Origin of the sequence: Roseateles sp. UC29_93, from assembly GCF_042695725.1 — a bacterium.
GTDB classification, from domain to species: Bacteria; Pseudomonadota; Gammaproteobacteria; order Burkholderiales; family Burkholderiaceae_C; genus Roseateles; species Roseateles noduli_A.
Genome location: NZ_CP170545.1, coordinates 1,776,910 through 1,795,651 on the forward strand (window position 1 = coordinate 1,776,910; position 18,742 = coordinate 1,795,651).

The 18,742-nt window shown below is 68.3% G+C and carries 10 protein-coding genes; 3 read left to right on the forward strand and 7 right to left on the reverse strand.

All coding sequences use genetic code 11. The annotated features are described in order from the left end of the window. Nucleotides 1–75: 75 nt before the first annotated feature. Genes ACFJIX_RS08380 through ACFJIX_RS08390 form a run of 3 tightly spaced genes read left to right on the forward strand, consistent with a single transcriptional unit; the run spans nt 76 to nt 6,020 of the window. The gene (locus ACFJIX_RS08380; RefSeq protein ID WP_377159114.1) at nt 76–1,269 is read left to right on the forward strand and encodes an efflux RND transporter periplasmic adaptor subunit; all 1,194 of its coding nucleotides are present in this window, start codon (nt 76–78) and stop codon (nt 1,267–1,269) included. 18 nt (nt 1,270–1,287) lie between these two features. Next, nucleotides 1,288–4,584, forward strand: a complete 3,297-nt coding sequence (locus ACFJIX_RS08385; protein ID WP_377159115.1) for an efflux RND transporter permease subunit — start codon at nt 1,288–1,290, stop codon at nt 4,582–4,584. A 20-nt stretch (nt 4,585–4,604) separates the two neighbouring features. After that, nucleotides 4,605–6,020: an efflux transporter outer membrane subunit gene (locus ACFJIX_RS08390; protein ID WP_377159116.1), complete on the forward strand. Its 1,416-nt coding sequence runs from the start codon at nt 4,605–4,607 to the stop codon at nt 6,018–6,020. Between the two features lies 1 nt (nt 6,021). Here the strand turns inward: ACFJIX_RS08390 and ACFJIX_RS08395 are convergent, their stop codons facing one another. The 7 genes from ACFJIX_RS08395 to ACFJIX_RS08425 all read right to left on the reverse strand — a co-directional run bounded on the left by ACFJIX_RS08395 (nt 6,022) and on the right by ACFJIX_RS08425 (nt 18,671). Beyond that, a complete protein-coding gene (locus tag ACFJIX_RS08395) occupies nt 6,022–7,938 on the reverse strand; it encodes an alpha/beta hydrolase domain-containing protein (RefSeq protein WP_377159117.1) in 1,917 nt (638 codons plus the stop codon). A 201-nt stretch (nt 7,939–8,139) separates the two neighbouring features. Then, the gene (locus tag ACFJIX_RS08400; protein WP_377159118.1) at nt 8,140–8,961 is read right to left on the reverse strand and encodes a LytR/AlgR family response regulator transcription factor; all 822 of its coding nucleotides are present in this window, start codon (nt 8,959–8,961) and stop codon (nt 8,140–8,142) included. Nucleotides 8,962–9,045: 84 nt separating this feature from the next. Beyond that, nucleotides 9,046–10,224: a sensor histidine kinase gene (locus ACFJIX_RS08405; protein ID WP_377159119.1), complete on the reverse strand. Its 1,179-nt coding sequence runs from the start codon at nt 10,222–10,224 to the stop codon at nt 9,046–9,048. A 189-nt stretch (nt 10,225–10,413) separates the two neighbouring features. Beyond that, nucleotides 10,414–11,169 carry a class II glutamine amidotransferase gene (locus tag ACFJIX_RS08410; protein ID WP_377159120.1) on the reverse strand — a complete coding sequence of 252 codons (756 nt, stop codon included), beginning with the start codon at nt 11,167–11,169 and terminating at the stop codon, nt 10,414–10,416. Between the two features lie 54 nt (nt 11,170–11,223). Next, complete coding sequence (locus ACFJIX_RS08415) at nt 11,224–12,471, reverse strand: NAD(P)/FAD-dependent oxidoreductase (protein ID WP_377159121.1); 1,248 nt, start codon at nt 12,469–12,471, stop codon at nt 11,224–11,226. Nucleotides 12,472–12,658: 187 nt separating this feature from the next. Further along, the gene (locus tag ACFJIX_RS08420; protein ID WP_377159122.1) at nt 12,659–15,337 is read right to left on the reverse strand and encodes a TonB-dependent receptor plug domain-containing protein; all 2,679 of its coding nucleotides are present in this window, start codon (nt 15,335–15,337) and stop codon (nt 12,659–12,661) included. 427 nt (nt 15,338–15,764) lie between these two features. Beyond that, a complete protein-coding gene (locus ACFJIX_RS08425; RefSeq protein WP_377159123.1) occupies nt 15,765–18,671 on the reverse strand; it encodes a TonB-dependent receptor domain-containing protein in 2,907 nt (968 codons plus the stop codon). Nucleotides 18,672–18,742: the final 71 nt, after the last annotated feature.

Here is an 18,742-nt window from a genome sequence, read left to right on the forward strand (position 1 = left end):
GTGATTCGTGTACCGCGTACATTCCGCCGCACGCTGCGGTGCAACAGATGCCGCGGGCGTTTTCGGGAGTGATGCATGGCTGGACCTTCTTTCAATCGCAACGCCGTCGCCGGTGCCTTCGTGGCGCTGCTGCTGACCGCCTGTGGACAACAGGATCAACAACAACAGCATGGCGGCCCTCCGCCCGTGACGGTCGCCCCGGCGATCTCGCGCGAAGTCCAGGACTTCGATGAATTCACCGCGCGCCTGGAAGCGCCCGACACCGTCGAGATCCGCGCCCGTGTCGCCGGAACACTCGACAAGGTCCACTTCCGCGAAGGCCAGGTCGTCAAGAAGGGCGACCCGCTCTTCACCATCGACCCGCGTCCGTTCCAGGCCGAGCTCGCCCGCGCCGAGGCGCAGGCCGCCGCCGCCCGCACCGCCGCCGACCTGAGCAAGTCCGACCTGGGCCGCGCCGAGAAGCTCGTCGCCATCCAGGGCGTCAGCCAGCAGGAGATCGACCAGCTCAAGGCCGCCGTCCGCAACAACGAGGCCAACATCCGCGCCGCCGAAGCCGCCGTCACCCAGGCGAAGCTGAACGTCGAGTTCACGCAGGTCCGCGCCCCGGTCGCCGGCCGCAGCTCGCGCGCCAACGTGACGCCCGGCAACCTCGTCAATGTCGGCGAGCCGGTGCTGACCACCGTCGTCTCCAGCGACAAGGTCTACGCCTACTTCGACGCCAGCGAGGCCACCTTCCTGAAGTACGCCGCCGCCGCTCGCGCCGGTGGCGCCAAGCGCGAGCAGGCCAACAGGATCCGTCTCGGCCTGGCCAACGAGCAGGGCTACCCGCACGAGGGCCGCATGGACTTCGTCGACAACCGCCTGAATCCGGCCACCGCCACCATCCGCGGCCGTGCCGTGTTCGACAACAAGGACGGGCTCTTCACCCCGGGCCTGTTCGCGCGCGTCAGGCTGGAAGGGTCCGGCTCCTACACCGCCACGCTGATCCCCGACCGCGCCATCGGCACCGACCAGGCCAACAAGGTCGTGATGGTGGTCGGCGCCAACAACATCGTGGCGCCGCGTCCGGTCGTGGCCGGCGCCCTGTTCGACGGCTACCGCGTGGTCCAGGGCGTCAAGCCCGGCGAGCTCGTGATCATCGACGGCCTCCAGCATGTGATGCCCGGCGCGCCGGTCACGCCGCAGCAGGCCAAGCTCGACGACAAGGGACGCCCCGTCGCCGCGTCGCAAGGCGCCGCCCCCGCCGCTCCTGCCGCGTCGTCGAAGTAACCCGACGCGAGGCCGTCCATGGATATCTCACGCTTCTTCATCGAGCGGCCGCGCTTTGCGTCGGTCCTCTCGATCTTCATCTTCCTGGTGGGCCTGCTGGCGATCTTCCGGCTGCCCATCTCCGAGTACCCCGAGGTCGCGCCGCCGCAGGTCGTCGTGCGCGCCCAGTTCCCCGGCGCCAATCCGCGCGTGATCTCCGAGACGGTGGCCACGCCGCTCGAGGAACAGATCAACGGGCTGGAAAACGTCCTGTACTTCGACAGCCAGGCCACCGCCGACGGTGGCATGACGCTGACGGTCACCTTCAAGATCGGCACCAACCCGGAAGCCGCGGAAACGGCGGTCCAGAACCGCATCAACCGCGCGCTGCCGCGCCTGCCCGACATCGTCCGGCAGATCGGCGTGACGACCGAGAAGTCCAGTCCCAACCTGACCATGGTCGTCCACATGGTCAGCCCGGACAACAGCCGCGACGCGCTGTACCTGCGCAACTACGCGCAGCTGCAGGTCCGCGACGAGCTGCTGCGCGTGCAGGGCATGGGCTCGGTGCAGGTCTTCGGCTCCGGCGACTACGCGATGCGCGTCTGGCTGGACCCCGCCAAGCTGGCCGGTCGCGGCCTGACCGCCTCCGACGTCACCAACGCCATCCGTGAGCAGAACACGCAGGTGGCGGCCGGTGTCGTCGGCGCGCCGCCGGCGCCCAAGGGCACCGACTTCCAGCTGCAGATCAACACGCAGGGCCGCCTCGTCACCGAGGAGGAATTCGCCGACGTCATCATCCGCACCGACACCGCCACCGGCGGGCTGGTGCGCGTGCGCGACGTGGGCCGTGTCGAGATGGGCCCCGGCACCTACGCGCTGCGCAGCCTGCTGAACAACAAGGAAGCGGTCGGTATCGGCATCTTCCAGGCCCCGCAGTCCAACGCGCTGAACATCTCCAAGGATGTGCGCGCGACGATGGAGCGCCTGAAGACCAGCTTCCCGGCCGGCGTCAGCTACGACATCGTCTACGACCCGACGCGCTTCGTCGCCACGTCCATCGAGAAGGTCATCCACACCCTGATCGAGGCCGTGCTGCTGGTCGTGCTGGTGGTGATCATCTTCCTGCAGACCTGGCGTGCGTCGATCATCCCGCTGCTGGCCGTGCCGGTGTCCATCGTGGGCACGTTCGCGGTGCTGCTGCTGCTGGGCTACTCGATCAACACGCTGACGCTGTTCGGGCTGGTGCTCGCCATCGGCATCGTCGTCGACGATGCGATCGTGGTCGTCGAGAATGTCGAGCGCAACCTCGAGGACGGCCTCACGCCGCATGCCGCGACGATCAAGGCGATGCAGGAGGTCTCCGGCCCCATCATCGCGATCGCGCTGGTGCTGTGCGCGGTGTTCATCCCGCTGACCTTCGTGCCGGGCCTGTCGGGCCAGTTCTATCGCCAGTTCGCGGTCACGATCGCGATCTCGACGGTGATCTCGGCGTTCAACTCGCTGACCCTGTCGCCCGCCATGGCGGCCTTGCTGCTGCGTCCGCACGACGCGCCCAAGGACCCGATCATGAAGGTGATGGACAAGCTGTTCGGCCGGTTCTTCCACTGGTTCAACTGCTTCTTCCAGCGCCGCAGCGAAGGCTACAGCCGCGGCGTCACCGGCATCCTGAAGCGCAAGGGCGGCGCGCTGGTCGTCTACGCGATCCTGCTGGGCCTGACCGCGCTGCTGTTCACGCGCATCCCGTCGGGCTTCGTGCCGGCGCCGGACAAGCAGTACCTGATCGGCATCGCGCAGCTGCCGGCCGGCGCCACGCTGGACCGCACCGAAGAGGTCATCCGGCGCATGAGCGACATCGCGCTGAAGGTGCCCGGCATCCGTGACTCGATCGCCTTCCCGGGCCTGTCGATCGCCGGCTTCTCGGCCGCGCCCAACGAAGGCATCGTGTTCTTCGGCCTGGACGAATTCGAGAACCGGACCTCCGCCGACAAGTCCAAGGACGCGATCCTGGGCAAGGTCAACGGCGCGATCCAGCAGATCCAGGGCGCGCGCATGTTCGTCGTGCCGCCGCCGGCGGTGGACGGCCTGGGCAACGCGGGCGGCTTCAAGGTGCAGGTGCAGGACCGCTCCGGCCTCGGCGAGCAGGCGCTCTACGGCGCCGTCTGGGGCACGCTGGGTCCGATCTACGGCGACCCGAAGAGCGGCATCGGCACGCCGTACTCGACCTACGACATCAACGTGCCGCAGCTCTTCGCCCACGTCGACCGGGTCAAGGCCAAGCAGATGGGCGTGAAGCTGCAGGACATCTACGACACGCTGCAGATCAACCTCGGCTCGCTGTACGTCAACGACTTCAGCCGCTTCGGCAAGACGTATCAGGTCATCGTGCAGGCGGACGCACCCTTCCGTTCCAACGCCGGCAGCATCACCGACCTGAAGACGCGCAACGAGAAGAACGAGATGGTGCCGCTGGGCGCGCTGATGAACGTCGATCCGACCTTCGGACCGACGCGCGTGACGCGCTACAACGGTTTCCCGAGCGCGGACATCAACGGCGCGGCCAAGCCCGGTTTCTCCAGCGGCCAGGCCGAGGCGGAGATCGAGCAGCGCCTGAAGAACCTGCCGCGCGGCATGACCTACGAGTGGACGGAGCTGACCTACCAGGACCGGCTGACGCGCGACATCAAGGTCGGCGGCTTCTCGATCCCGACGCTGGGCGCCGTGCTGGCGATCTCGGTGCTGCTGGTGGTGCTGGTCCTCGCGGCCCAGTATGAAAGCTGGTCGCTGCCGCTGGCCATCATCCTGATCGTGCCGATGTGCATCCTGTCCGCGCTCTTCGGCGTGTGGCTGTCGCACTTCCCACCGTTCGCGCAGGCCGGGGATCTCAACATCTTCTCGCAGGTGGCGCTGGTGGTGCTGGTCGGGCTGGCGTGCAAGAACGCGATCCTGATCGTCGAGTTTGCCAAGGAACTCGAGGAACGCGGCGAAGCGCTGCACGACGCGATCATCCACGCCTGCCGCATGCGGCTGCGTCCGATCCTGATGACCTCGATCGCCTTCTGCGCGGGCGTCATCCCGCTGATCCTGGGCTCCGGCGCGGGCAGCGAGATGCGTCGCGCGATGGGCATCGCGGTGTTCTCCGGCATGGTCGGCGTGACGCTGTTCGGCATCTTCCTGACGCCGGTCTTCTACGCGCTGCTGCGCAAGAGCACCGAGAAGAAGCGCGCCCACGCGGTCGAGCTGCGTCATCAGATCGATGCCGCCGCCCATCCGTTCCACCCGGGCGTCGACGACGCCGACACGCCCAAGGGCAACCCGACCAAGGGGGGCGCATGATGTTCTTCCGAGTCTCTCTGATGGCCGCTGCGGCGGCCGCGACGGTGGCGCTCACGGGCTGCTCGACAGCCCCGGCGCCGAAGAAGTCTGAAGTGCCGCTGGCGAATGGCTTCGCCAACGCGCCGCAAGGCGACGGCGCCACGCTGGCGCAGGCGCCGGTGGGGCGCTTCTGGCAAGGCTTCAACGACAGCGGGCTGGACTCGCTGGTGAACCGCGCGCTGCAGGCCAACACGGACCTGCGCATCGCCTCGGCCAACCTGCGCGAAGCGCGGGCGCTGTCGCGCTTCGCCGATGCGCAGCTGTTCCCGACCGTCGACCTGACGGCCGGGGCCGGCCGCGCCCGTGCGCCGGACTACCAAGGCAATCCGCAGAGCAGCAACGCGTTCTCCGTCGGCTTCGACGTGCGCTGGGAGGCGGACCTGTTCGGTCGCCTGTCCGACGAGCGACGAGCCACTGCGGCCGAGCTGCTGGCCGGCGAGGCCGGCCTGCGTTCGGCGCAGGTCAGCGTCGCGGCGGAAGTGGCGCGCAACTACTTCGAGCTGCGCGGTCTGCAGGAGCAACTGCGCGTTGCCCAGCAATCGCTGGAGACGCAGCAGGGCGCGCTGAAGCTGGTGGCCGGTCGCCAGGAGGCGGGCCGCGGCAACGGCTTCGACACCGAGCGCGCCCGCGCGCTGGTGCAAAGCACAGCGGCCACGATTCCCGCACTGGAAATGGCGCTGGCGCGCACGCGCTACCGCCTCGCGGTGCTGACGGGTCAGCCGCCGACGGCGCTCGACGTGGAGCTGTCCGACGTCAAGCCCTTGCCGGGCCTGAAGACGATCGCGCTGGACCGCATCGGCACCCCTGAGGACCTGCTGCGTCGTCGCCCGGACGTCCGCGCTGCAGAAGCGCAGGCGGCCGCGGCTGCAGCGCGTGTCGGCGTGGCGCGTTCGTCGATGTTCCCGCGCATCACGCTGGGTGGCACGATCGGCCAGAACGCCTCGCGCATCGGCGACCTGGGCGATGGTCCGGCGTACGCCTACAACCTCGGCGCGCAGCTGGTGTGGAACCTGATCGACTTCGGTCGCATCCGTGCTCAGATCGCTGCGGCGGACGCGCGCAACGAAGCGGCCTTCATCAGCTACGAGCGCACCGTGCTCGCCGCGCTGGAAGAGACCGAAGGCGCGCTGGTGACCTACAACCGCAGCCAGCAGCAGGCGCAGGCGCTGTTCGATGCGGCGGTGTCGGCGGAGCGCGCAGCCAACATCGCACGCGAACGCTTCAAGGTCGGCATCAGCGACTTCCTCGCCGTGCTCGACGCCGAGCGCGAACTGCTCACCGCACGCAACCAGCTGGCGCAATCGCAGACGGCGGCGGCGACCTCGCTGGTCGGCGTCTACAAGGCGCTGGCGGGCGGCATCGACGCCGAGGCGCCTGCACCGACGGCGATGCGCTGAGTCAGCGCAGCACCTCGCTCTCGGAGGCTTCCTTGAGCAGACGATCGCGATCGGCGGACAGGAGAAATCCTTCCGCCGATGCTTTTTCTGCGGCCGCTTTCACGGCGGCGACGTAGCCTGCGTGATCGCGGTAGCGCTCTTCCAGCGACAAGCGCGGGTCTCCCTTGGCCTCGCGCTCCGCGCGCGTGCGCGCGAACGGCACATAGCCGCCGGCGTAGTTGCAGACCTGCCCGGCATGGATGCCGTTGGCGGTGATGTTCCAGCCGAGGTAGGTCCCCAGCGGTGCCATCGTCAGCACCGTCGGTACGCCGCCGACCTCGTTGCCATCGGCATCGACGCGCGGCACCTTCGCCGGCAGCACGCGTTTGATCTTCGGCGGGATCTGGTCCGGCACGCCTGACGCTTCGACGCGATCGAAGCCAGGACCCCAGTCGTAATCGAAGACGGGGAAGATGAAGTTCTCCGGCAGGAACACGCGCTCAGGAATCCCCGGCACGCCGCGCGGGAAGCCCATCGCCGCGCGCGTCGGATCGGCGAGCTCGCCGCGGGCCAGCGTCGGATAGCGACTCGGCGGCGGCGACGTGCCCTTGAGCACCCAATCGCGCATCGCCGCGCTCAACACGTTGCGCAGCTCGCGATGCGGCACCGGATTGGGCGCCAGCGTCGCCTGCCCGAAGTGATTGCCCGGACAGCTGAACGACGTGCTCTCCGCCTCGTGACGGAAGCCGCCAGCCCCGCCGCCATGCGGGCTGCCGGCGACGTAATAGCGGCGCACGTTCGGCGGGAGCGGGATGTCGGTATCCGCCGACGATCCCACCCATGCCAGCGACAGCTTCAACGCGTAGACCTCGGCGGCGCCGAAGTGCTCGAACACCTTCGGGCAGGTCCTGCTCGCGGTACACCGGGTCAGCAATCCCTTCGCGGGCAGGCCCCGCGCCTTGTCGGCCCAGTCGACCCACCATTGCGGCCCTTCGCTGCCCATCTGGAAAAGCTCCAGCACGCCGTCCGGTTGCGCCCAGCGCGCGTTCGCCGCGACGCGCCGTCCCGCGATGATGGCCCACGCGCCGTCGTGGACCTGGCGGCCGGCCTCGTCCTGGTTCAGGCCCATGAACAGGAACTGCCGGACCATGTTCCCCGATTGCGAGACACCCCGGATCGCGCTGCCCCGCACCTGGCCGGCGATCGGGTTGGGCGTGCCGGCGTCATCCGCCTTCGCGTGGCGGAAGAAGGCGCCGACGTCGCGGAACGCCGCCATCCCCACGCCCAGCACGTAGGCGTTGCCGGCCGTGTAGACGAGCTGGTAGACCTTGTCCGCTTCGAAGCCATTGCGCAGGCAGACGTGGATCGGCAGGTTGGCCGGCGCGCGCGCCGGATCGATGTCGATGGGCGTGCCGGGGAAAGCTTGTCCGCGATCGCAGCGGGCGAAGGCCCAGTCCTTCGGGTCGCCGGTGCCGGCCGTCGTGATGCGGCCGTCGACGGTCTCCTTCGTGTGGACCGTCAGCGTGGCGCCCCTCGTGTCCAGCGAGACCGGCAGGTAGGGCATCGGGTTGCCCTGCACCATCAACGGCTGCGAGTCCGGCCCGCTGCGGTTGACGATGCGCGCCACCACGCTGCCGGTCACCGGCTTGCCGTCGATGCGCGCGATCGGCACGCGGACGTAGTGGTTGCGGGCCGCTTCAGGACGCGTGCGCGGCACGCCGGTGTTGCCCGCGTTGTCGGCCTGCCAGCCGCTGCGCAGGCCGATGTCGCCGGCGGCGAGTTCCCCGGGCTGCAGCCGGACGTCGCCACCGCGATTGGGCACGTCGTGCCACAGGAAGCCGCTCGAAGGCTTTCGACCGACGGGCCGGGTGAGCACCCAGTTCGTCTCGTAGCGCACGAGGCCGTCGGCATCGGCGCCCAGCTTCAGGTCGGTGATCACCGCGTTGTGCGGATCGGCCGGATCGAGCTCGCCGAACGCGCGTCCGCGGGATCTGCTCGTAGCCGCGCTGCTCGCCGATCAGCGGCGACACCTCGTCGACGACGATGCGCGTCACGCGCGCCTGTGCCGCGCCGGCGGCGAGCAGGGCCATCGTCAGCAGCGTCGTTGCCTGGAGGCCTCGTCGCGTGCGGCGATCCCGCATCACTGGCCCTTGAACAAGCCCTGGAACTGCCGCGATACCGGCAGCTTCTCCACGCAGCCCTTCAGCGAGAGCTGCATCGTGTTCTCGTCGACGCGCGTCGCGCTGGTGATGAAGCGGCTGTTGACCAGCACCGAGCGGTGGACCTGCCAGAACACGCCCGGGTCGAGGTCGCTCAGCAGTTCCTTGAGCGCGGTGCGGATCCAGGCCTCGCCGTCGCGATGCACGACGCGGGTGTAGCGGCTGTCGCTCTGGAAGAACAGGATGTCGTCGGGGGCGATCAGCTGGATCTCGCGGCCCTGGCTGGCCTGGATGGGGCGCATCGAGGGCCGCTGCGCGGGCAGCAGCTGGCGCAGCAGTTCCAGCGTGGCCGCGGGCATCGCCGCCGAGGTCGCGCGTCTGTCCTCGCCGTCGTTCGATCTGTCGTCATCGGAGGCCGTGCCGTTGGAGGCCTGCCGCTGCCGCAGTCGCTGGAGGCATTGCTCGAGCCGCGCATCCTCGACCGGCTTCAACACGTAGTCGACCGCGCCCGCCTCGAAGGCCGAGAGCGCGTGGTCGCCATAGGCCGTGACGAACACGACCTGCGGCGGCTCCGCCAGCTGTGACAGGCGCTGTCCGACCTCCAGGCCGGACATGCCCGGCATGCGGATGTCCAGGAAACACAGATGCGGCTCATGTTCGAGGCAGTCGTCCCAGGCGTCGCAGCCGTTGACGCTCGCCGCCACGATCTCGATCTCCGGCGCCAGCCGGGCCAGCGCGGCGCGCAGCTGCTCGCGCGGGCCTTCCTCGTCGTCCGCGATCAGGGTGCGGATCTTTGTCGTCATGCGTGTTGTCTCCCCGATGTGACCGATGAGGTCTTCGATGTGTCCTTCGGACTGTCCCGACGGCGGCCGCCGATCCTGCGACCGTCAGGCGGTCGGCACCTCGACCCACGCGAGGCACCCGGGCGCTTCTGCCGAACCCGACTCCAGGCCCAGCGCGGCGCGGGCGCCGAACTGGGCGCGGAGCCGCTCCCGCGTGTTGGCGAGCCCCAGACCCTCGCACGCCCCTGGCGGCAGGCCCTGGCCACCATCCTGCACCTCCAGGCGCAAGTGCCCGTCCGCCGCCTTCACCCGCACGGCGATGTGCCCGCCGCGCAGGCTGGGCTCGATGCCGTGCGTGATCGCGTTCTCCGCCAGCGTCAGCAGCGTGCCCGGCGGCAGGCTCGTGCGGGCGATCGCGGCCTGCGCCGTCTCGTCGGTGTCCAGCGACCAGCTCAGGCGCTGCCCCAGCCGCGCCTGCATGATGTCCAGGTAGCTGCGCACGATCTGGAGCTCCTGCTCCAGCGGCAGCCGGTCCTGCTCGAACATCGGCAGCGTCGCCCGCAGATAGCGCGTCAGCGAGCGCAGCATCGGCCCGGCGCGGTCGTCGCGGGTGTCGACCCAGTGCTGCAGCGACGCGAGCGTGTTGAAGAGGAAATGCGGCTGGATCTGCGCCGTCGCCAGCCGCTGCGCCATCGCGATGCGCTCGTCCTGGGCGTCGAGCTCCGCGAGCCGCGCGCCCAGCTGCTGCGTCCGGTACAGCGTCAGGAACCACCAGGACGAGACCGTCAGCGTCATCCCGCCGGCCACGAAGGGCAGCAGGTCGCGGGCTTCCTCGCGGAAGCCCGCCTTCACCATGCCCAGCGTGAACAGCACCATCAGCACGCTCAGCGCGAGCGTCGCGCCGTTGAAGCGGGTGCGGGTCGGCTGGCGCCACAGCCAGCGCGCGACGGCCAGTCCCACCGACGCCATCGCCAGGCCGCCGATCAGGATCACATGCGCCAGCTCGCGCGGCAGCATCGTGTAGAAGACCAGCCCCAGCACCAGCACGTTGCTCATCACGTAGCTGTCGATGGCGGTGGACCACCGCTTCAGGCCGGAGCGCTCGATCTCCGCCTCGCTGAACGTGCGCCGCGGGCCCGGGAACAGCCACTGGGTCCAGTCGACCTGGACGGTGCCGGCGTCGGCCGATGGGGCCGTTGCCGTGGCGGTCGGTGCCGCGGTGCCAGCCGCCACGGGCGGCTTGGCGTCAGGGACCGCGTCGGCGGGAGCGCTGGGCGAAGTCATGGGGCGAGTCTAGGCGAGGGGTCCGGCAAGCGCCTCCGGATGCGGCGAATGGCGGTCGGCAGCGACGGTTGGCCGACTGCGAGGGTTGGCCGACTGCGACCGAGCGGACGCCGTGGCGGCCGGTGCCCCGTTCCGCTCAATCGCCTCCTCACGCTCGGCATTCGCTTCACGGGGCACCGGCCGCCACGGCTAGCAGAGCGGCTCGCCGCCGACGAAGACCTTCAGCGTGCCGGGCTCGATGGGGAGCCAAGCCTCGTCGCGCGTGAGCGGCTCGGTGGCGACGATCGCGATGCGGTCGTCCTCGGTGGTCTTGGCGGCCAGGTCGACGCTCACATCCTCGTCCTGCAGCGTGACGTGGCCGAACGGCGGCCGGCGCAGCAGGTAATGCAGCTTCGTCGAGCCGTGCGCCCAGAGCGCCTGGCCGTTGGACAGCAGCATGTTGAAGGTGCCGTGGCCGTTGAGACGCGGCAGCAGCTCGCGCAGCGTGTGGTTCAGCTCCTCGATCGCCGGCATGTCGGCGTGCGCCTTGGCCAGTTCCTGCATCAGCCAGCAGAAGGCCTGCTCGCTGTCGGTCTGCCCGACCGGCTTGAACGCCGCATGCAGACGGGGCGTGAAGCCCTTCAGGTCGCCGTTGTGCGCGAACACCCAGTAGCGGCCCCACAGTTCGCGCACGAACGGGTGCGTGTTCTCCAGCGACACGACGCCCTGCGTCGCCTTGCGGATGTGCGCGATGACGACGTCGCTGCGGATCGGGTAGGTCTTGACCAGCTCCGCCAGTGGCGAGACCCGCGCGCTGTGGTGGTCGACGAAATGCCGCAGCCCGCGGCCCTCGAAGAACGCGATGCCGAAGCCGTCCTTGTGCTCGTGCGCCCGCGTCGCCAACCCGGCGAAGCTGAACATCACATCGGTCGGTCGGCGGGCGTTCATGCCCATCAGCTGGCACATCGCGGTCTCTCCAGGCTCAGGTCGCGGCGCTCATCCTAGGCGACTTGCCGAATCTCATTCGAGGAACAGCCGCGTGAGCCCCTTCAGGCTCACCAGGTTGCCGGGATTGCTGGTCTCGTTGAGCACGCCGCTCATCCGCTTCAGCAGGCGCGGGCTCTTCTGCGCGCGCCAGATCAGCAGGTCCGCCAGCCAAGGGAAGCGGTTCACGCGGTTGCCGCGCTCATAGAGGTCGTACTTCGGCTGCAGTGCGCGCAGGCCCTGCTCGTACTGCTCGCGGACCTGGACGTCGACTGCGGCGGCCGTCGTTCCGGCCCGGTGCGCCAGGATGGCCTCCGCGGCCAGCAGGCCGGTCTCCATCGCCTTGCCGATGCCCTCGCCGGTGAACGAGTAGGTCGAGCCGGCCGCCTCCCCGGTGACCAGCAGGCCGGGCCGTGTCCAGCGCGCGCCGTTGAGCGTGCAGCGCAGCGGCGCGCCCTTGAGCTCGCCGATCAGTTCGCCCTCGGCCATCAGCCGTTTCGCGGGCGGGTAGTGCTCGACGAAGGCATCGAAGATGGCGCGCAGGTTCACGTCCTTCTTCTGCCCCTTGCCGGCCATGTCCTTGTGGCTGTCGGTCACACCGACGCCGATGTTGAAGCTGCCGTCCGGCGCCGGGAAGATCCAGCCGTAACCCGGCTGCACCGGCTTGCACCAGACCACCTCCAGCGCCTTGATCTCGCCGACCATCGAGGGCGCGCGCACGTAGCCGCGCAGCGCGACGCCGCTGGGGGTGTGGCGTTCGCACATGCCGGCGGCCGTGAGGGCCTTGGGCACGGCACCGGTGGCCAGGATCACCCAGTCGGCGGCGATCTCGTGGGGCTGGCCGTCGATGGTGAGCCGCGCGCCGCGCACGCGGCCTTGATCGTCTTCCAGCGCCGCTTCGAAGCGGGCCGGCGCCAGGAATCGCGCACCGGCCTCCTGCGCGCCGAGGTTCAGGATCTCGTCGAGCTGCTTGCGCGGCAGCACCGCGAGGTGACCCGGCACGTCGATCCGGCCGCCGCGCGGCCCGATGCAACCCACGTGCGCCGAGCGTTGCGCCCTGGCCATCACGCGGTCCAGCAGGCCCAGGCGGTCGAGCGCCTTGTGTGCGTCCGGGATCAGCCCGTCGCCGCAGACCTTGTCGCGACCCAGCGGCTGCTGGTCGGCGAACACCACGTCCACGCCCGCCTTGGCCAGCCAGCGCGCCGCCGCGCTGCCGGCGGGGCCGGCGCCGATGATGAGGATCTGGCAGGCGGCGGGCAGACCCGCGGGAGACTCGACGGACATGTGGGCGCTTCGAACGGAGACGAGGAACCGCCCATTCTAGGGAGCCTGCCGACCCGCCGGGACCGGCGATTCCCACCCGTCGCGCCGTGGCTGGGCACGGACGAAAAAAACGAGAGGAGGATCCCTCTCGTTTCGTGCCACTGGCGCGGGACGCCGGAACGCCGAAGCGTCCCGGCCTCGCCGGCGATCAGTAGTTGTAGGTGGCGCGGATGTAGTACGCGCGGCCCGTCGCGTCGGCGTAACGCGAGTCCCAGCCGCCGGCCTGGAACAGGTCGGTCTGGTTGGTGAACGGCGGATCGCGGTCGAACAGGTTGCGCACGCCCACGGTCAGCGACAGGGCCTTCGCCGGCGACCACGTGCCGTAGACGTCGGTCGTCGTGTACGACGGGACGAACGGATGGGCCTTCGGGTCGAAGTCGACATAACCCGACTTGTAGCGGACGACGAAGCCGCCGCCGAAGTCGTTGTAGTGCCAGTTCGTCGCGAAGTTGTGCTGCCAGCGGAAGACCGGACCCGACTCGCCGTACTGACCCACGGCCGAGACCCAGTAACCGTTCTTGAAGTCCTGGAACTCGTACTTGTTGACGTAGGTGCTGTTCAGCGCGAAGTCGAAGGCGCCGATCTGCGACGACAGGCGGTACTGGGTGCTGAAGTCCAGGCCGTTGGTGCGGACCTTGCCGAGGTTCTGCAGGGTCTGGTCGACGTAGCCGCACTGCGCGCTCGGGCAGTTGCTGATCACCGACAGCTGGCCCGTGCCGGTCGGGTGGAAGTACTGCTGCAGCTGCGGGTAGTTGGCGTAGTTGTTGAACAGCGCGAACTGCGGGATCGCGCCGATCGAGTCCTTCAGCCGCACGGACCAGAAGTCCACGCCCACGCTCAGGTTGTTGGCCGGCTGGACGACGACACCCAGGGTCTGGCTCTGCGACTTTTCAGGACGCAGGTTCGGGTTGCCCGAGTTCAGCACCTGGAACTGCGCCGAGCACTGCGAGCCGGTCGTGCCGTCCGGGCAGGTGATCGGGTTGGCGTAGTTGCCGGCGGTGTTCGTGAAGGCCGGGTTGCCGTACAGCTCATACAGCGTCGGCGCGCGGAAGCCCGTCGAGGCGGAACCGCGGAACAGCACTTCCTTGATCGGCTGGAAGCGGAAGCTCAGCTTGGGGTTGGTGCTGCTGCCGAAGTCGCTGTACTTGTCGTAGCGCAGCGAGCCGGTGATGTCCAGGGTCTTGAGCACGGGCAGGTTCAACTCGCCGTACAGCGCGTAGACCTTGCGGGAGCCTTCGGCGTGCGAGTCCGGCGCGACGCCGGTCGACACTTCCACCTTCGACGCGAAGTCGGGCTCGGCGACCGACTTGAACTTCTCGTAGCGGGCTTCGACGCCCAACGCGAGCTGCGTCGAGCGGCCGGCGCCGAACCAGTCGCCGAACTCGCGGCTGGCGTGGGCGTTGACGTCGTAGACCTCGCCGATGGCGTGCTGGAGCTTGCCGTTCAGGGCGGCGTCCTGCAGCAGCTTCGTGCCGGCGGCGGTCTGGGCACCGAAGGGGTTGATGATCCCTTCCAGCAGGCCTTCGCCGATCATGTCTCCATCGCCGTAGCCACCGGTCAGGAACTGCTGCACCTTGTTGTGGTTGTACGAGGTCGCGACCGAGTAGTCCCAGCCCAGCGTCGCACCTTCAGCGGTCAGCAGCAGGCGCTGCTGGTCGTTCTGGTTCATCTGGGCGCGCGAGCCGTTCGGGAAGTCGCGCCACAGCACGTAGACGAAGCCCGGCTGCACGTTCACCGGGTTGGGGAACGCGCTGGTCGGTGCGAACGCCGGCGCGCCGGCGCTGCCGTCGTCGAACGTGCCGCTGATGTTGGTGTTGCCGGTCGGGTAGTACGCCGTGCCCGGATTGATGTAGTAGCCGCCGTAAGGCACCGGCGCGACCAGCGTCGTGACCTTGCTGCGGGTGGCGAAGACCTCGGCACCCAGCGTCAGGTCCTTGTTGACCGCCAGCGAGCCCTTGAGCATGCCCGAGTACACCTCGGTCTTGGGCTGGAAGTCGACGAAGGCCGGGGTGACGATGCGGCACTCGCCGTTGACGTTCTTGACCTGCGTGCCGGAGCAGTCCGGCAGCGTCGGGTTGTAGTAATGCTCGAAGTCCTGCGTGTAGTTCGCCGGATCCGTGCTGTACGACAGGCCGCCGACGACGCGCTTGTTGAAGTCGCGCTGCGAGCCGGAGATGTTGTCCGTCTTCTTGTAGCTGGCGAAGCCGAAGACGTTGAAGCCTTGCGTCTCCAGATCGCCGTAGCCGAAGCCGGCGTTCACGCTGCGGGTCTTGCCGCCGGCGTGCTGCGGCGAGTCATAGCCGCCGGTGATGGTGACGCCCTGGTAGCTCGACTTGGTGATGAAGTTGATCACGCCGCCGATGGCGTCGGTGCCGTACAGCGACGAGGCGCCGTCCCGCAGCACTTCGATGCGGTCGATGGCCGCGAACGGGATCATGTTCAGGTCGGGTGCCGAGCCGTCCACCGCGTTGTTCGCGATCCGCTGGCCGTTCAGCAGCACCAGGGTCTTGTCGGCACCGATGCCGCGCATGTCGGCGAAGCTCGCGCCGCCGCTGCTGGAACCGATCGACTGGGCCGTGTTCGTCGACGACTGGACCGAGGTCAGGTTGGCCATGATCTGTTCGACCGACGTCACGCCCGACTTGCGCAGGTCGTCCATCTTGACCACGGTCACGGGGACGGCGGTTTCGGCGTCGATGCGCTTGATCGCCGACCCCGTGACCACGACCTTCTCCAGCGTGGAGTTGTCGCTCTGCGCCAGCGTCGGGAAGGACGCGGCCGCGAGGGTGGCGGCGACTGCCAGGCTCACCGCGTTCAGCTTGTACATATGCACCTCTAGGGAGAGCGCCCGCCCTCCTCGTGGGTGCGGCGAGCCGGAATTGAAACGGCCCCGCATCGCGAGGCCTGACAAAAGTGTGCTGACGAATTGCCAGAGGTCATAGGTGCCTGTTCGTAAAGCGCGCGAATTTGGAGCCGTGCGCGCCGAAACGGCCTGTTTTTGCGGGTTTCTCCTTACCGTTTGGTGACGGTTCGGTCGTACCTGCGCCACAGTTTCGGAATTTACGAACGCTTAACTCGCATTGAAATGTCGGATTTCAAATTGCGGGGTTTCGGTCGGTGGTCGCCCTAAACGTTTATTGACCGTTTGTCGGGTGTTAAGAGATTGAGAAGATTCGTATGCGGACAGCAACAGTGAATTTATCGATTCAATTTGATGAATATGGAAAATGTTCGTAGATCCAATGATTTACGAATTACTGGTGGGGGATGGAAACAATACTTAACGTGGACATAAGTGCCATGAGGGCTTGCGACGAATTCATGCCCGTGGCAGCCAAAGAAAAAGGACTCCCGGAGGAGTCCTTGTCGTGAAGCGGCCGATGCCCCGCCGTGGTGCGGCGGGACGTCGCGATCGCGATCAGAAGTCGTAGCTGGCCTTGACCTGGAAGGTCCGGCCCATCGGGCTGTAGTAGCGGTAGTCGAAGCCCAGCATGTGGCCGCCGTTGGCGCGCAGCGACAGGGGAGGTTCCTTGTCGAACACGTTCTTGATGCCCAGGGCGACCGTCAGCTGCTTGTTCCAGGTGTAGGCGGTCTGCCAGTCCAGGGTCACGTACGGCTTGACCTTCAGGCGGACCTCGTCGACATCGCCGTTGGCCAGGTTCTCGACTTCGGTCGGGAAGTCCTTGTAGCCCGACTGGAAGTTGATGTTGGCCGTGTTCGCCCAGTTGCCGGTCACCAGCGTGTTGCTCAGCTGGCCCTTCCAGCGGAAGGTCACTTCGCCGATCGACGGGTGGTTGTCCGCGAGGGTCGAGAAGTACTGTTCGCCGGCCACCAGCTGGCGCTTGTCGCTCAGCATGTAGGTCGCGTGCAGGTTCGACGTCAGGCGGCCGATCGGGGTGTTCGAACCGGCCGGTCACGTCGAAGTCGATGCCGCTGACGAAGCGCTTGCCCAGGTTGGTCGTGCTGGCGTTGTAGGCCAGGAACTTCTCGCCCGTGACCGGGTCGGTGTAGACCAGGAACAGGTTGGAGTACTTCTGGGCGTTGTTGAACGCCTCGTTCTCATCGACCGAACCGAAGGTCTTGTCGATGCCGGCCCACCACCAGTCGGCGCCGAACGAGAAGGTGCTCGTCGGCTCGACGCGGAAGCCCAGCGTCGCCTGCTTGGACTCTTCCGGCTTCACGGAGTCCACGCCGCCCGTGTAGACGTTGTACTGCTTGCTGCCCGGCTGGCAGGCCGCGCCCAGGCTGGCCGCGACGGCGGCCATTTCCGGCGTGCAGTCGTAGGGCGTGGCGGTCACGCCGAATTCCTGCAGCGGACGGTAGAGCTGGCGCAGCGTCGGGGCGCGGAAGCCCGTGCCGACCGAGCCGCGGACCAGCACTTCCGGCACCGGGGTGTACTTGAACGAGACCTTGCCGTTGACCGCGCTGTCGACGTGGCGGTAGTTGTCGTAGCGCACGCCCGCGGTGACTTCGAGGTTCTTCACCACCGGCACGATCAGCTCGGCGAAGGCGCCCATCGAATCGCGGCTGGCGCTGTAGGGGATCACGACGGTGCTGTCGCCGAAGCGCTGGTCGTCGCCGTTGACGCCGCCCTCACCGCGCGCCACGGCGCCCGGATCGTCGGTGACCTTGTCCTTCTGGAACGCGGCGCCCAGCGCCAGGTAGGCCGGGCCGGCCGAGGTCGAGAACAGCTCGCGCGAGGCGCGCAGGTCGGCGTTGAACAGCGTGCTGGTCTCGGTGTCGTAGACGCCGGAGATCATGATCTGCTTGACCGCGTCCTTGGCGGCCTGCGACTGCTGGCCGGCGAGCACGAACGGGTTGTAGACGCCGCTGCGCAGCAGGGCGCCGAAGGCCTTGGCCAGCGGGTAGCCGGAGTTGCTTTCCTCGACTTCCGCGCGCTGGTAGCCGGCGGTCGCGGTGTAGTCCCAGCCGGCCACCTGGCCGTCGAGCTGCAGCCACAACGCCTTGTTGTCGCGCTCGAAGGTGCTGGTGCGGTTGCCCAGGTCGAAGGCGCGGTACGACACCGACGCGATGCGGTTGGGGTCCAGGCCGATCGAGGTCAGGTAGGCGGGGGTGTAGCCGACCGCGGCCAGTTCGGCGGCGAAGGGGCCGTTCGGGTCCACGGCGACCGCGCCCGGCACGGCGGCGATCTTGCCGCTGGTCTTGGTCTTGCCCAGCAGCACGTCGGCGCGCAGCTGCTGGCTGCCCAGCTTCACCGTGCCGGAGCCGAAGAAGTTGGTGCGCTCGCGGTCCGGGAAGGCTTCCACGGTGCCGGCGTAGTCGAAGTAGCAGGACGCGCCGACCTGGACGTTGCGCTCCGCGCAGGAACCGTTCTGGGCCAGGTACACGTTGCGCAGGTCCGAGCCCAGCGTGCCGTCGGCGTTGCGCACCGGCACGTTCACGTTGCCCGGGATGGCGGACGGCGAGCCGTTGAAGAACTGGTACTCGTTGCCGTTGTGACCGAAGTTGATCACGCCGGTCTTGCTGAAGTCGCGCTGGCTGGCGGTCAGCGAGTCGCGCTTGTCGACCGACAGCGCGGCCATGATGTTGAAGCCGTCGCTGTCCAGGTCGCCGAAGCCGCCGGACAGGGAGGCGCGACGTTCCTTGCCGCCCTTGTGTTGCGGGATCGAGACTTCCGCGGCGATGGTCTTGCGGGTGGAGTTCGTGCGGGTGATGAAGTTCACCACGCCGGCCACGGCGTCGGAGCCGTACAGCGCCGAAGCGCCGTCGGTCAGCACGTCCACGCGCTCGATGATCGACAGCGGGATCATGTTCAGGTCCACCGCGCCGCCGGCTTCGCCGATCAGGCGACGGCCGTTCAGCAGCACCAGCGTGCGATCGCCGCCGAGGTTGTGGATGGACACGGTGGCCTGGCCGCCGCCGCCGCCGCCGACGGTGTCACCCTCGGTGATGCCGCCCTGCACGGACGACAGGTTCTGCATCAGCTCGACCACCGAGGTCACGCCGCTGCGTTCGATTTCGGCACGGGTCACGGTCTGCACGGGCACGGAGCCCTCGACCGCGATCCGCTTCACGGCCGAGCCGGTCACGACGACGCGCTCCAGCTGGGTCTGGTCCTGGGCTTGGGCGATCGCGGCCGACGACGCGATTGCAATGGTGGCGGCGACTGCCAGGCTCACCGCGTTCAGTTTGGTCTTCAAAGAAACACTCCTAAAGGTGTCGAGCGGCGGCGCTTGTGACGTCGCGCGAAACATGTCCGGACGACCTTGGT

Coding starts and splice junctions, on each gene's coding strand:
- ACFJIX_RS08380 (WP_377159114.1), top strand. CDS start 76: ATGGCTGGACCTTCTTTCAATCGCAACGCCGTCGCCGGTGCCTTCGTG.
- ACFJIX_RS08385 (WP_377159115.1), top strand. CDS start 1,288: ATGGATATCTCACGCTTCTTCATCGAGCGGCCGCGCTTTGCGTCGGTC.
- ACFJIX_RS08390 (WP_377159116.1), top strand. CDS start 4,605: ATGGCCGCTGCGGCGGCCGCGACGGTGGCGCTCACGGGCTGCTCGACA.
- ACFJIX_RS08400 (WP_377159118.1), bottom strand. CDS start 8,961: ATGACGACAAAGATCCGCACCCTGATCGCGGACGACGAGGAAGGCCCG.
- ACFJIX_RS08405 (WP_377159119.1), bottom strand. CDS start 10,224: ATGACTTCGCCCAGCGCTCCCGCCGACGCGGTCCCTGACGCCAAGCCG.
- ACFJIX_RS08410 (WP_377159120.1), bottom strand. CDS start 11,169: ATGTGCCAGCTGATGGGCATGAACGCCCGCCGACCGACCGATGTGATG.
- ACFJIX_RS08415 (WP_377159121.1), bottom strand. CDS start 12,471: ATGTCCGTCGAGTCTCCCGCGGGTCTGCCCGCCGCCTGCCAGATCCTC.
- ACFJIX_RS08420 (WP_377159122.1), bottom strand. CDS start 15,337: ATGTACAAGCTGAACGCGGTGAGCCTGGCAGTCGCCGCCACCCTCGCG.